This window comes from Williamsia sp. Y712, from assembly GCF_059445525.1.
The window spans coordinates 458,123-472,250 of the sequence record NZ_JCAIUN010000003.1 but is presented as its reverse complement, the minus strand read 5'-3'; the positions used below and the strand labels follow the sequence as shown (position 1 = coordinate 472,250).

At 62.3% G+C, this 14,128-nt stretch carries 11 protein-coding genes; 2 read left to right on the top strand and 9 right to left on the bottom strand.

What is annotated here, in order from left to right; all coding sequences use genetic code 11:
* Positions 1-14 precede the first annotated feature (14 nt).
* Entirely contained in the window at positions 15-1,640 is a 1,626-nt protein-coding gene (locus tag AC1D75_RS21515; RefSeq protein WP_495517347.1) for a glycosyl hydrolase family 28-related protein, read from the bottom strand.
* A complete protein-coding gene (locus AC1D75_RS21510; protein WP_495517346.1) occupies positions 1,633-2,802 on the bottom strand; it encodes a glycosyltransferase family 4 protein in 1,170 nt (389 codons plus the stop codon). The genes AC1D75_RS21515 and AC1D75_RS21510 overlap by 8 nt, the downstream gene beginning before the upstream one ends.
* Before the next feature lie 257 nt (positions 2,803-3,059).
* Between AC1D75_RS21510 and AC1D75_RS21505 the strand changes: the two genes are divergently transcribed.
* Complete coding sequence (locus AC1D75_RS21505; RefSeq protein ID WP_495517345.1) at positions 3,060-4,175, top strand: glycosyltransferase; 1,116 nt, start codon at positions 3,060-3,062, stop codon at positions 4,173-4,175.
* A gap of 59 nt (positions 4,176-4,234) precedes the next feature.
* Here AC1D75_RS21505 and AC1D75_RS21500 read toward each other — a convergent pair whose 3' ends face one another.
* The 7 genes from AC1D75_RS21500 to AC1D75_RS21470 all read right to left on the bottom strand — a co-directional run bounded on the left by AC1D75_RS21500 (position 4,235) and on the right by AC1D75_RS21470 (position 12,017).
* Complete coding sequence (locus AC1D75_RS21500; RefSeq protein WP_495517344.1) at positions 4,235-5,263, bottom strand: ABC transporter ATP-binding protein; 1,029 nt, start codon at positions 5,261-5,263, stop codon at positions 4,235-4,237.
* A 5-nt stretch (positions 5,264-5,268) separates the two neighbouring features.
* Positions 5,269-6,333 carry an ABC transporter ATP-binding protein gene (locus AC1D75_RS21495; protein ID WP_495517343.1) on the bottom strand — a complete coding sequence of 355 codons (1,065 nt, stop codon included), beginning with the start codon at positions 6,331-6,333 and terminating at the stop codon, positions 5,269-5,271.
* Between the two features lie 28 nt (positions 6,334-6,361).
* The gene (locus AC1D75_RS21490) at positions 6,362-7,267 is read right to left on the bottom strand and encodes an ABC transporter permease (protein ID WP_495517342.1); all 906 of its coding nucleotides are present in this window, start codon (positions 7,265-7,267) and stop codon (positions 6,362-6,364) included.
* Entirely contained in the window at positions 7,264-8,220 is a 957-nt protein-coding gene (locus tag AC1D75_RS21485) for an ABC transporter permease (protein ID WP_495517341.1), read from the bottom strand. Before AC1D75_RS21485 ends, AC1D75_RS21490 begins: the two co-directional genes overlap by 4 nt.
* Before the next feature lie 434 nt (positions 8,221-8,654).
* Complete coding sequence (locus AC1D75_RS21480) at positions 8,655-10,232, bottom strand: AMP-binding protein (protein WP_495517340.1); 1,578 nt, start codon at positions 10,230-10,232, stop codon at positions 8,655-8,657.
* A 62-nt stretch (positions 10,233-10,294) separates the two neighbouring features.
* Positions 10,295-11,110: an alpha/beta hydrolase fold domain-containing protein gene (locus AC1D75_RS21475; RefSeq protein ID WP_495517339.1), complete on the bottom strand. Its 816-nt coding sequence runs from the start codon at positions 11,108-11,110 to the stop codon at positions 10,295-10,297.
* 10 nt (positions 11,111-11,120) lie between these two features.
* Positions 11,121-12,017: an IclR family transcriptional regulator gene (locus AC1D75_RS21470; protein ID WP_495517338.1), complete on the bottom strand. Its 897-nt coding sequence runs from the start codon at positions 12,015-12,017 to the stop codon at positions 11,121-11,123.
* A 121-nt stretch (positions 12,018-12,138) separates the two neighbouring features.
* On the opposite strand from AC1D75_RS21470, the gene AC1D75_RS21465 reads away from it, so the two are divergent.
* Positions 12,139-14,091, top strand: coding sequence for a flavin-containing monooxygenase (locus AC1D75_RS21465; protein WP_495517337.1), 1,953 nt, complete (start codon positions 12,139-12,141; stop codon positions 14,089-14,091).
* Positions 14,092-14,128 lie beyond the last annotated feature (37 nt).

The window sequence follows — 14,128 nt, the reverse complement described above, 5'->3', positions numbered from 1 at the left end:
GGACATCGGGTTCGTCATCGGCAGGCGACGAAGATCGGCTCTCCCTTCGGCGGGTTGGTGGTCACGGCGCCGATGGTCACCTCGGTGTTTCCGGGTGTCCCACCGACGCACCGGTCGCTATAGATCAAGATCGGCAGCCACCCCGAAGGCGCTTGCGTCCAGACCAATTCCGCGGTCGACACCGCCCCGGACGAGCCGAGGAACTGGACGAATGGTCCGCCACCTTCGGAACTGATCGGAGGGCCGGTCACCGTCACGCTGAGCTGGTCGATCTCGAAGTCCGGTGAGTTGTGAGCAGAGAACGCCAGCCCCGGCTTCGTGCTCGTCACGGAGACGGTTCCCAATGACATGCCCTGCGCGGTCTGCAACCCGACCGCCCCGGTGCCCTGGGCGATCTCTGTGTCGGTCACGGAACAATCCGCCAGTCGGACACCCGTGACCGGTTGTGCTGCGACTGATTCCATGAGAACGGACCAACTACGGCAATCGGATACGGTGACCCCCGAGATGTCGAGGTCGAAACGGCTGAACGCGTCGCCGGTTGACCCGTTCGGTCTTGCGAGTACGTGCAACCCCATCTGCGAGTTCTCAATGGAGAGCCCGGTGAGGCTCACTCCTCGCGATGCCACGTAGCGCCACCCGGCATTTGAGTCAGCCGCGGCCGAATCGGCCATGACACCTGCACCATTCGTCTTGCCACTGACCGTTACCCCGGTGATCGTCGACCTGTTGACACCGGCCAGACGCATCCCGTTCGCCGCACCGCCCGTCACGACCACATCGGAGATGCTGAAGTCGGCATTCGACCACCCGGTCAGAGCGGGGAACGAGAAGGTCTCGGAAGCATTGTCGAACTGGTTCACCGCGGTGTGATAGGTCACCAGGGCCAGACCGTCGTCACCAGTATTGGTCGCTGAAAAGCGTTCGATGCTTCCGCGGCGGCACGCGTTGAAATGAAGTCCGTCGGCCATGGTGTTCTCGACGTGCAGGCCGTCGACAGTGATGTCGGAAACGCCCATCATGATCACACCCGCCTGCGGGCTCGACTCCACGCTGCAGTTCAGCAGGCTCACCCCGCTCGCCGGACCGTTGGAGCCGGTCCAACCACTGGGGACGGCGGACGTTTCCGATGGGTAGCCCACCACGCGGATACCGTCGCCCATGGACCGCTGCGCCGGCTGGGTTGTCCACCGCACTGTCACGTTCTGGAGTGATACGCGCTCCAACGGGCCGCGCAGCACGATGCCGTGGCTCGTGCCGGCACCGTTGGCGTCGAGATTGTCCATCAACAGTTCGGCGCCTGCGTCGAAGTCGATGGAAACGTCGGAGATCCCGGCTATCGAGATCGCCGCGGCGCCTGTCGGATTACGCTCCGCGAAGCGATACCGGCCAGACGGGAAACGTAAGACGTCTCCAGACCTCAACGCGGAGACGGCGTTGCGGATGGCAACGGAGTCATCGTGTACGCCATCACCCACGGCGCCGAAAGCGCGGACATCGCGGATCTCGCCGTCGTCGGCGACGAGGCGAACGGCGTGGGTGGATACGGGCAAGGCGGCGGAACACGAGGTGAGCGCCAACGCTGCCGGAAGCACACCGAGAAAACTACGACGCGATAGCGCCGACGACCTGTCAGACAATGGATCTCCTCTTCAATACCGAACAGATCGCCTCGGCCGTCACCGGCGACGAAATCTCCGACTGGCGCCGCTTGACATGCAGCTGCCCACGATCACTCAACAATGCCCTGGCGGCGCCATCATTGCAGTACTTCTTCATGAGCAGCGCCAACGCCGCAGCGTCATGCGGGTCGAAATACTCAGCGCCGTCACCACACGTTTCCACCAGGACCGGGATGTTCGACGACAGGACAGCGGTGTGCGATGCCATTGCCTCCAGCGGCGGGAGGCCGGCACCCTCGTAAAGCGATGGCATCACAAGCATGTCCGCGCGCGCGACCAGAGCGCGCAACTGGTCAAAGGGAAGTCTGCCCGTCAGCTGCACACGGTCACCCAGGCTGTCCACGAGCCGGTTGACTCGCTCGTCGAGCGTTCTGAGCGACTCATCGCCACCGGCAATCACCAGTTTGTGCGGCACCGAATCCGCTATCGCCGCAAACGCATCGAGAAGCACCGGCAGGTTCTTGTGCCGCTTGATGTTGCCGACATACAACACATACGGCGGCTGAATCGGTGACGGTGTGGGTTCGGGGGGAGAAAACCAAATATCGTCAACTGGGATGGGAGTCACCAGTATCTCGGCCGAAGGTGCGATCGCGGCCATGGAACGCGCGGTCGCCTGGGACGGCGTGAAAATTGTTTCCGCCCGTCGTGCGCCGAGTTGCAGCATTGTCCGTGCGTACACGTTCTTGGCCAGATTCTGATCGCTCAACTTGTTGTCTTCGATATGGAGGGTGTCGTGCACCGTGGAAAAAAATCGCACGTTTCGACGGCGTGGAGACAATAGAGCAAGAGGAAAAGGATAGTGCGGGACCCACAGTGCCTGGGGACGCGTCAGGGACAATGCACGACCCCACGCACGCTGTTCCTGCGCCGAATACATCCGGGCATCGGCAGGGTCGGAGAGAATCACACGCGTGTTTGCGCTGATCACAGGTATCGCGTCTCGATCGGTGAGTATCGCCAGAGTGAATCCACGATCGCCCAGCACCTGTTCGAGATACGGGATCTGTGTCCTGATGTAAGTGCCGATACCGCTCTGACGGATATGCCGGGCATCAAATAGCACATCAACGGGTAACACGCTGTCGCAGCTCGCCTGAGCGGCGCGGGAAGTGTCCACGAATTCATTATCGCAGGTCTGACAAATCGGTGAAACAGTTATTCGCGCGGTGACACGGCGACCTCCAAGAGAAAATGATATCTTCGGACACGAACGAACTGACCATTTACTGGGGCAGCGGCAGTTCTTCAGCTGCATTTCTCGGCAAGCGAAGGGCGACTTTGCGTGAATATCCGCAATTCTCAATTGTCTGGGGTCCCGGATGAAATGGGTCCACGCCGAGTGATTGCCACCCGTCGCGAGTCCCCGAAGCAATCATGACCGGTCCCCGGTTGGCGATAGTCCACGAGCGATTCACGGAGATCGCCGGTTCTGAACATGTGGTCGAGCAGATGTCCGTGACGTGGCCGCATGCTGCCGTCCACGTTCCCATTGCCCGTCCGGCGGGCATACCGGCCGGCCTGTCGTCCCCCCCGGTGACGACATGGGTCGACGGCGCTTACCGCTTGCTGGGGCAGTCTTCTTACGCCCCATTAATGCCGTTGCTGCCAAGAGCCTTTCGCGGCATGAAACTGGGTGCGGTGGATGCGGTGGTGGTGAGTCATCACGCGTTTGCCACGCAGGCCGCCTTCGCCACCGACGCCCCGGTGATCGCATACGTGCACAGCCCGGCGCGCTGGGCTTGGGACCCCGCCTTTCGTGCGCAAGAAGCCGGGGGCGCCGCCGGTGCGGCCGTGCTCGCGGGACTGGCGCGGGTGGCGCGTCGGGATGAGTTGAAAGCCGTGGACCGGCTCACGCAGATCGTCGCGAACTCGAGCGAGGTCGCCGACAGGATTCACCGCTGGTGGGGCCGGGAAGCAGTGGTGGTGCATCCACCCGTGGACACAGACGGTTTCACGCCTGACCACTCGATCGAGCGGGAGGACTTCTTCCTGCTCGCCGGTCGTCTGGTGCCCTACAAACGACCGGATCTCGCGATCATGGCCGCGCGGCGGGCCGGTAAACGACTCGTCGTCGTGGGCGACGGCCGATGGATGGACGTCTGCAAAGAGCTGGCCGCTGCCGACACGATCTTTGCCGGGCGACTCCCCCACGATGAACTACTGGCGCTCTACCGGCGCGCACGAGCTCTGATAATGCCCGGTGTCGAGGACTTCGGCATCGTTCCGGTCGAGGCGATGGCCACCGGGACACCGGTGATCGCCTTGGGCGAGGGCGGTGCGCTCGACACGGTCATCCCGGGCGAGACCGGGATGCTTGTTCCCACCGGTGACGACGAACACGTGGTCAGCGGGCTCGCCCACGCCATGGAGGCATTCGATCCGACAGAGTTCGACTCAGAGAGAATCCGCACATGGGCCGAAGGGTTCTCGCGGAAGATGTTTGGAGAGAACATGATCGGTGTCGTCGACGGCGTACTCAAAGCCCGCTGACCACTGCGACGGCCAGATCTGGTGCTGCGCGCTGCACGGGAAACCGTTCTCGCGTAGCACTAACCCACAAGTGTCTTGACCGAGCTCGCTTCGTTGCTCCCGGGCGTTGATTCGAGCGGGAAGTGACAGGCGGCGAACTGTCCGGATCGAATCTCTCTGACCTCGGGTTCTGTTGTGGTGCAGAGATCCTGGGCGTTGGGACAGCGAGTGCGGAAACGACATCCGGTCGGCGGGGCCAGAGGTGAGGGTACGTCGCCTTCGAGTGCCGGTCCGGCGAATCCCTTGTCGGGGTCGGTCAGTGGCACCGAGTCCAGCAACGCCCGGGTGTAGGGGTGAGCGGGACTGTCGTACACCTGGACCGAGTCGCCGAACTCGCAGACCTTGCCCAGGTACATCACCATGACCTTGTCGCTGACGGTGCGCACGACGCCGAGGTCGTGGGCGATGAACACCACGGTGAGGTCGAACTCCGCTTTGAGTTCTTCGATGAGATTGAGGATTTGGGCTTGCACCGATACGTCGAGTGCGGAGACGGGTTCGTCGCAGATCAACAGTCGCGGGTTCAGCGCCAGGGCGCGGGCGATGGCCACCCGTTGGGCTTGTCCACCGGAGAGCGCGCGTGGGAGGACATCTGAATACCGTTCCGGGGAAAGACCCACCGAGTCGAGGACCTTGGCCGACGTGGTGGCGCGGTCAGCTTTTCCGGCGCCCGCCACGGCCATCCCTTCCACGACGATGTCCTTGACGGATCGGCGCGGATTCAGGGAGCTGACCGGGTCCTGAAAGATCATCTGCATGTCGCGCCGCAGCACCCGCATGGCCTTTTCGTCGGCCTTTTCGATCCAATCGTCGCCGAACCGGATCCGGCCCGCGGTGACCCGGTCCAGACGCAGGACCGCCCGGCCGGTGGTCGATTTTCCACAACCGGATTCCCCTACGATGCCCAGGGTTTCACCGGGCAGTACATCGAAGCTGATCTTGGAGACCGCCTGCACGGTGCCGGCGCTGGTGGGGTATTCCACGACGAGGTCCTCGACGCGCAGGAGTGCCTGATCGCCGCGTAGATGCGCGGTGCCGCTGCCAGCCATGAGTTCTACCTTCCGGACAGTTCGAGGGTTTTGATGGGCTGCGGCAGGACCGGGTGCAGACACGCCACCTGATGATCGCCGCCCGCTGATTGCAGCGTCGGGCCCGGTGTGACGCAGTTTGTCTCTGCGTGTTCGCACCGCGGCGCAAACCGGCACCCTGACGGTGGCGCGGTGGGATCGGGCAACGAGCCCGAGATCACCCGCAAGGGCGCGTGCCGGGCATGGTCGATGGTCGGTGTGGCGCCCAGGAGCGCGTGGGTGTAGCGATGCATCGGCGCCTCGAAAACCTGACGGGTGGAACCGACTTCGGCGAGCCGGCCTGCGTACATGACCGACACCCGATCGGTGCGTCCGGCGACGACGGCGAGGTCGTGGCTGATCAGCATCATGCCCATGTCGCGTTCGCGTTGCACCCGCCGCAACAGGTCCAGGATCTGGCGCTGGATGGTCACGTCGAGCGCGGTCGTCGGCTCGTCGGCGATCAGCAGGTCCGGCTCGCACGCCAGCGCGATCGCGATCATCACCCGCTGACGCATCCCGCCCGACATCTCATGCGGATAGTTCCGAAGCCGCCGTTCCGGATCGGGAACCCCCACTTCCTGAAGGAGTTTCAGCGCCCGGCTGCTCGCTTCGGAACGGCTGACACCGAGGTGCTTGCGCATCCCCTCGGTGAGTTGACGCTCCACCCGCACCACCGGATTGAGGGACCGGCCCGGGTCCTGGAACACCATGGCGATCTGTTTCCCCCAGATCTCCAGCGTCTCCTTCTTGTTCAGGGCCAACAGATCCCGGCCCTGAAAGGTCACCTCACCCGAGCGTGCAGAGCGCGGCGGCATCAACCCCATGATGGCCCGGGCCATCACCGATTTTCCCGAACCGGACTCCCCCACGACGCCGAGTGCCTGACCGGTGTCGAGCGAAAGGGACACATCGTCGACAGCCCGAACCGTCCCACGCGCGGTACCGATATACGCCCGAAGATTCTTCACCTCGAGCAGCGGACCGGCACGCTTGCCTTTCGCGAGCTCTGAAGGGTCGCCGGGCCGTTCCATCTCGGACTCAACGCTCATGGTCACTCTTCCTCGGCTCGATCATGTCTCAGTGCTGGATTGTCTTGTCGAACTTCATGCGGAGGTGGTCGCCGAGCTGATTGAGGGCGAAGACGGTGCAGAAGATGGCCAGCGCCGGCACGAAGACCAGGTGCGGCGACGTCGCGAGCGCGTCCTTGCCGTCGCTGATCATTCCGCCCCAACTGGGCGTGGGTGGGGGTATGCCCAGTCCGAGAAAGCTCAGGGAGCCTTCGGCCACGATCAAGGCTGCCATCACGATGGGCAGGTAGGACGCCAGTGGCGCGATCACGTTGGGCAGGATCTCTTTGAACAGGATCCGAGAGTGGCCGGCACCCATATTCCTTGCGGCGCGGACGAACTCTCGCGACGACCATGCCATCGTGTTGGCTCGGGAAAGGCGGATGAAAGCCGGGACGACGACGAGGGTCAGTCCGGCGAGCATGGTCGTGACACTGGGTTCGAAGATCGAGGCCAGGGCCAGCAGCAGGATCAGGGGCGGGAAGGCGAGCATGGCATCGGCCAGCAATGAGATGCCGTTGTCCAGGTGGCGACCGAAGTAGCCACCAACCAATCCGATCAGCGATCCGATGATGAACCCCACCAGTCCGGCAACGGTTCCCACGACCAATGAGACCCGGGCGCCGTAGATGATTCGGGACAGCTCGGAGCGTCCGAAGTTGTCGGTCCCCAAGAGCAGATCGAGTGATCCGAAGGCCGGATTCAGTCGGGGTGCGCCCACGGGGGTGTCGTAAGGGGCGATGGGAAGCAGGTTGGCGAACAGCGCTGCCAGGATCAGTGCGACCAGCCAGCCCACTGACAGGTACACCAGAAACGAGCGGGGTTTGCGAACCGCCGGGACCACAAGCACCGGTGTCGCGGGTTCGGTATGCGGGCCGGCGGCGGGGAGGGGTTCTTTGGTGATCATGTCGGTCATGCTGTGGCCGCCACCTTCCGGACGCGTGGGTCGATCAGTCCATAACTGAGATCGACGATGGTGTTGATGGAGACATAGACGACGGCGACGAACACCACGATGCCCTGCACCATGATCAGGTCGCGGGTGGTGATGGACGCGGCGATCAGTTGCCCCAAACCTGGTAGACCGAACAGTGTTTCGACGATCACCGTGCCGCCGATCAACCGGCCCAAATTGATTCCGGCCAGGGTGATCAATGAGAACGACGAGGGCCGGAAGGCATGCCGGAACATCACGTAGGTGCCCGACATCCCTTTCGCGCGGGCCGCGGCGATGTAGTCCTCACCGAGGGTGCCGATCAGGTCGGTGCGCAACAACCGGTGGAAGGAGGCGATCTCGGTCAGTGCGATCGCGATCGCGGGCAGCAGGGCGCTCTGCAGATTCAAACCCAATCCGTCACTGATATCGGACCATCCGAGCACCGGGAACATCTGCAGCTGGATCGCGAAGAAGTAGATGAGGATCGGACCGGCAATGAATGCCGGCACCGACAAGAAGACCGCCGAGAGCGCGTTGATGCCGCGATCCAGGGCTGACCCGGGCCGTGACGCCGAGATCACACCCATCACGATCGAGACCACCAAGGCGATCAACAGACCCAATGCTGCCAGCTCCAACGTCACCGGCAGTCGCTCGAAGATGGCTTCGGTGACAGACTGATTCGTCAAAGGCGAGGTACCGAGGTCCCCGGTCACCGCATTACCCAGCCAGTCCAGATACTGTGACCACACCGGCCTGTCAAGCCCCAACTGCGCATCCATTTCCGCAACGGCTTCGGGGGTTGCATTGTCACCAAGAATGACCTGCGATGCAGAACCGGGAGCCAAACTCAGCAAACTCACCACCGCAATGGTCACCAATAGGACCACAGCAATACTGCGCGCGAGACGCGTCGCAATTGTGCGAAGCATGAATAGTCAACTTTCGTCCTGAGCAACGGGCAGAAGGAACAGGTGACATGCCGATTCATGGTGATTACGCGGAACGGGCTGCGCTCCACGGCATGTGCAACCCTGAGCGCTTTCACTGGTTTCTTGTGACAAACGCCGCATTGACAGCGACTGTGCTCTCACCATAGAAGAGCGGTCCTCTCGATGGCAATACCCAAATCGGACTTTTCTCAGGGGACACTTCCGACCAGAGCAAAAGACAAACTCGCATGCCAATTGAATAGCCGCGGTTATAACCACGCGAATTGTGTAGTTCGCGGACGCAAAACTACAACGCCGATCCGAAATCTGAAATCGGCGCGCCAAATAGGCGCTACCACAACATATTCAAATGCTGCAGTATGCGAAACGGCCTGTCGCCTCCGACAGCCCGTGGTGCGTGAGCCCCGTTTATGTCATCTGACACCTTCGATATGGAGGTCGGCGATCTGTCGCCGCACGTGGTGTTTTTTGACCTTGCCGGACGCTGTCCGCGGAAAGTCGTCCACCTCGTGGAGCTCTTCCGGCCATTTCTGTCTGGCCGTGCCCGCATCTGCGAAATGCTGTTGAACCTCGGAGAGCGTCGGCATCATCTGCCCGGGTTTCACCCGCACCACCGCGGCAGTGCGTTCCCCGAGTCGCTTGTCCGGCGCCGCGACCACCACCGCTTCCGCAATCGCGAACATTTCGAGCAGAACGTCCTCGACCTGCGCGGCACTCACATTCTCGCCACCGCGAATAATGATGTCGGACTTACGATCTGTGATCATCAGATAACCATCGTCGTCGATCACCCCGATATCACCGGTGCGATACCAGCCATCCTCGTCGAACGCCTGTGCCGTCAACTCCGGGTCGGTATAGCCCAGGCACAGATCCGGTCCGCGGCTGAGAATTTCGCCGTCTTCCCCCAGCCGGATCTCGACGCCCAGCTTGGGATTGCCATCGGTCAGCAGTCGCTTGTCTTCGGGAGCAGTTGTGACCGATCCGGTGATCGATGGATGTTCGGTGCTCCCATACGACCGGGTGACGATGATGCCCAGGTCGGAGAGGCGCCGGGTGACCGCGGCGGGAACAGTCGAGCCGCCGAGTCCGATGTATTTGAGGTAATGCAGATGGTCCGGGGTGAAGTCGGGATGGTCCAACAGACTGGTCACGAAGTACGTCGGTCCGCCACCGATCGCGACACCATCGGAATCCATCAGGGCGATCACCCTGGTCGGATCCCACTCGTCGCAGAGGTCGACCGGGGTCCCCTCGAGCACCGGGACCAGGAAAGCCCCCAACATGCCGATGAAGTGGCCGACCGGGAGCGCGGTGAGTTGCCTGCCGCGGTCCGCCTGGTAGTTCGCGAGTAGTTGCCGCGTCTCGAATGCCAGCGTCTGGTGAGTGTGGATGACACCCTTCGGGTCACGCGTCGTCCCCGAGGTGTACGCGATCAATGCCGGACTGGCCGGGTCGACGTCGAGGGAGCCGACCATCGGAACATCATCGAGCAGGTCGTCGAAGTTCAGACCGACCACACCCACGATCGGTACTGCTGCACTGACCTCCGGAACGTACGTCATCCGCCCGAACCGATCGGCAGTGATGAACACACGCGGCTTGGCGCGCTCGAGTATGAAACCCAATTCCTTTGGGCCATAGAAATGCACGATCGGTACGACCACTGCACCGAGTAACGACGATGCCCAGAACGTGGCCGCCGCCTCCATCCAGTTCGGGAGTTGAAAGGCGACGACATCCCCTGCTCGCACACTGCGGGCCCGCAATCCTGCCGCCAGCCGACGGGCAACCAGTTCGACGTCGGCCAATGTTCCCGAATACGGCCGAACCTTCGAATGAATCCGGAAGTGGACCCCGGCAGAGTCGTTCAAACCTTTCCCGAGAATTTCTCCGAGCGACTCATCCGTCCACCACCCCATCGCCTCGTAGTGCGCTCTCAGGTGGTCGGGGAGGTCTCGAACGGGAATCGCGCTGATCGTCGAACTCATCTGCTTAACAGTTCCTTTCACGATCTGAAGTGTGTTTTCTGGCTTGATGCGGCGAGCTGGCCTCAGGTGTGTGCAATCGGATCGAGCAGCTCTGAGAGTTGCTCGACCATGTACTCGATCGCGAGAGTTGAACCGGGGGTTGACGGATACGAGAGGTTCCAGATGTGCGGTTCCCCTTCGTGCACCTTCAGACGCACGTCGACCCCCGCTTCGGCGGCGGTGCGACACAGGAGCAACGAGTCGTCCCGGAGCACCTCGGAATCACTGACCTGCACGATGATTCGCGGCTGACCCGCCCAATCTCCCAGGACCGGCGAGGCCAGCGGATCCGTCTCCGGGGTCCCGGCCAGGTAGCCCGCTGCAGCTTCGGTCGCCTGGTCGAGCGAGAAGCGGGCGTCGGTTGCGGCATTCTCGGCAAAACTCGCGGCAGTATTACGCAGGTCGGCCCAGGGTGAGAACAGGAATGCGCCGGCGGGAGCCGATATCTCCAGTTGCCGTATCCGCAGCAACAGCGCCGCGGCCAGTCCACCTCCCGCAGAATCCCCCCACAGCACCAGACGTTCGGGCCCGATCTGTTCGATGATCAACCGGTAGGCGGTCAGCGCATCGTCCACCGCAGCGGGGAACGCACTCTCGGTCGAGAGGCGATAGCCCACGGAGAACACCTGGGTCTTGCAGGCGACCGCGATTCGAGACACGCTCTCGGAGAACATCTGCGGGGACCCTTTGCGGTAGCCACCGCCGTGGAAATGAAGCAAGGCGGTATCGGTACCTGCGCAGCACGGCCGGATCCGCAGCACCGGTACGCCCGCGAAGTCGAGTTGTTCGACTTCGACGCTGACGTCCGGATCGGCTGCAGCAAACTCTGTTTCGGTCATCGCCTGCCTCTCAAAGTGGTTCATTCCAGTCATGGGTTGGCGCGCGACCGCCGATCTGCCTCGTCAACAACTGCGCCGAGGCGATGACGGGCTGCGCTGCCGTCGCGATCTCTTTGCCGACGAGCTTGCCGATGTGAAGCAGGGTGAGGCAGAAGACAACCCGGCCGTCGGGGTCGAAGACCGGCGCCGCGATGTTCCCGACGGTGTATTCGACATCCGGATCGACCTGCAAAACCGCATAGTTCGGCTGGTCGTCAAAGAACTGTTCGAGCAGGGCTTCGCGGAGACCGAGATCATTCGGGCGTTCGGCGAGGTCGTGGGTCAGTGAACGTCGTACGGGGTTCGGATCGTCCAGACCCACCGTGTAACCCCTTTGCCGTACGGCCGGACCGTATGACTGGAGATAGTCGGTCACGCGTTCGTGCAGGTCTGCCGGCATTTCCAAGATCCGCTCGCGCAACTCGGCCGGGGCCATCCATGCCATGAAGGGCTGCCCGAACGGGGGCTGCAGTGGTATCCGCTGTCCGGGCGCGAGTTCGAGCTGTCGCCCCGTCGGCCTGCCTTCTACGGCAATACAGAGGATGTCCCTGCCGACCATGACGGTGCCCGTGCACTCGTGTCCGGTCGTCGCCGCCAGCGCTGCCAACTCCTGGCGCGCCAGTTCGATAACCGGGTTGGCTCCCGCTGCCGCGTGCCCGGCAGCCAACACCGCGGGACCGAGTGTGTACGTCTTGTGGCGCGGGTGCCGCGACACGTAACCCCCCTCGCCCATGGTCTTGAGCACCGCAAACATCGAGCCCGGACTCACATCCAGCGCCTTCGAGAGCTCGCTGAGAGTGAAGGTGCCGCGCTCATTCACCGTCAGAAAGTCCAGTACTTGCAATGCGCGCCGCGCCGAGAGGGCCATCCAAATCCTTCTGTGAGCAAATCGTTGACGTGATCTTCGCCTCAGGCTAGCGTAATCCACCAAGTTCCGAAACTGGTTTCGAAATGCTGAAAAATAGTGGGAAATGGTGAATCGCTTGTTCATGAGAAAAGCTTTGGAAAGTTCGAATCTTCACGCCCTGCGACTGGCACTGCTGCACGCCACCGGCGATGAAGAGCTCGCGGCAATGAAGCTGGAGCTGGTGCCGATCCGCAGCGGCGCCGCGTTCGAGATGACTATTGCCGAAGAATCGCGGGCCGACCTGTTCCGCAAAGCCGAAGAGTTCGTGGCCAACAATGCCGCCACGTACATCCCGCGAGAACTCGACGAAGATGAACTCCGCTCGATGATGGAACTCGCTCTGGGTCACGAGCTCACCGACGCAGAGTTCGCGGTGGCGCGGACCATGCCCGCGGTTGAGAAGTTCCCGCTTTTCACGAAGTGGACCGAGCAGCGCCCGGACCGTGCAGACGATTTCACCGTTGTCATCGTCGGCGCGGGCCTGTGCGGAATCGCGATGGCCGTCCAACTCGAACAACTCGATATCTCGTACGTGCTCTACGAGCGGCGACCAGATGTCGGGGGAACCTGGGCCATCAACACGTACCCGGATGCGCGCGTCGACACAGCGAGCACCACGTACGAGTACAGCTTCGTGAAAAACCATCCGTGGACCGAACAATTCGCGCGACAACCCGAGGTGCGCAGCTATCTCGAGATGGTCGCGAAGTCATACAACGTATTCCAGAACATCAGGTTCGAGCACGAGGTACAGGCTGCCGAGTTCGATGAGTCGACGTCGATGTGGTCGCTGCAGGTGGCCGACCGTGATGGCGTGTCCGAGAACGTGACCAGCAACTTTGTCGTTACTGCGACGGGACTGTTCTCGACTCCGAAGAGGCTCGACACCAAGGGTATCGAGGACTTCACCGGTGAAATCATTCATACGACGGAGTGGACCGACGAGCACAGCGCGAAGGGCAAATCGGTCGCGATTATCGGCAACGGTTCCACCGGAGTCCAGATTCTGTCTCGGATCGCGGAGGACGCCGAGCAGGTTCATGTGTACCAGCGAACCCCCCAGTGGATCGCGCCCCGCGAAGGATACGGCGAAACCGTGAGCCCGGAGATGCGGTGGATTCTCGACAACATCCCGCATTACTGGAATTGGGCCCGCACCACGGCACTCAAACCCAACAATCCCCGCGACACGATCCAGCCCGATCCCGAATGGCGCGCTGCCGGTGGCATTTTCAGCAAGAGCAACGACCGACTCCGGGCGAATCTGACCCAGTACATCCGTTCCCAGGTCGATGACCGCGCCGACCTCGTCGAAAAGCTCGTACCCGACTACACGCCCGCGGCACGACGTCCGGTGGTGGACAACGGCTGGTACCGATCGCTCACCCGGGACAACGTGGAACTGGTGACCGACGGCATCGAAAAGTTCACCGAGCATGGGATCGTCACCGTCGACGGCACCGAGAGAAGAATCGACATGGCGCTCAGCGCAGTCGGCTTCGAGGTGACGAAATGGTTGTGGCCGATCGACTTCCGCGGACGCGGCGGTGTCAGTATCGAAGATCGCTGGAATCTGCCGGGAGGTCCGCGGGCATACCTGGGCCTGGCAATTCCCGAGTTCCCGAATCTGTTCGTGCTCTATGGCCCCAACGCGCAGCCGGCAACCGGTGGCGGCATCGGCGTCGGCGGACTCCCCGCGTGGATGGAGTCGTGGGTGGGCTACATCGCCAGGGTGATCGTCGCCGTCGTGGAAGACGGGAACACTTGCGCCGAGGTCACCGACGAGGCCTTCTGGGAGTACAACAATGCGGTCGACGACGAGGCAAGCAAACTCATCTGGCTCGATCCTGCCGCGAACCCGAAGCGGAACTACTACGTCAATGAGCACGGACGGCTGGGTACGAGTACCCCGATATCCGGACTGGAACTCGCAACGCGGCTACTGCATCTCAATCGGGCCGACTTCACGTTTTCCGCTGTGGCACAGAGCTCTTCGGACACCGACGGAACCGACGAACTCGAAACCGTGGCCTGAAGCCTCCGACGCACACCACAACCTGACGCCTACTGCA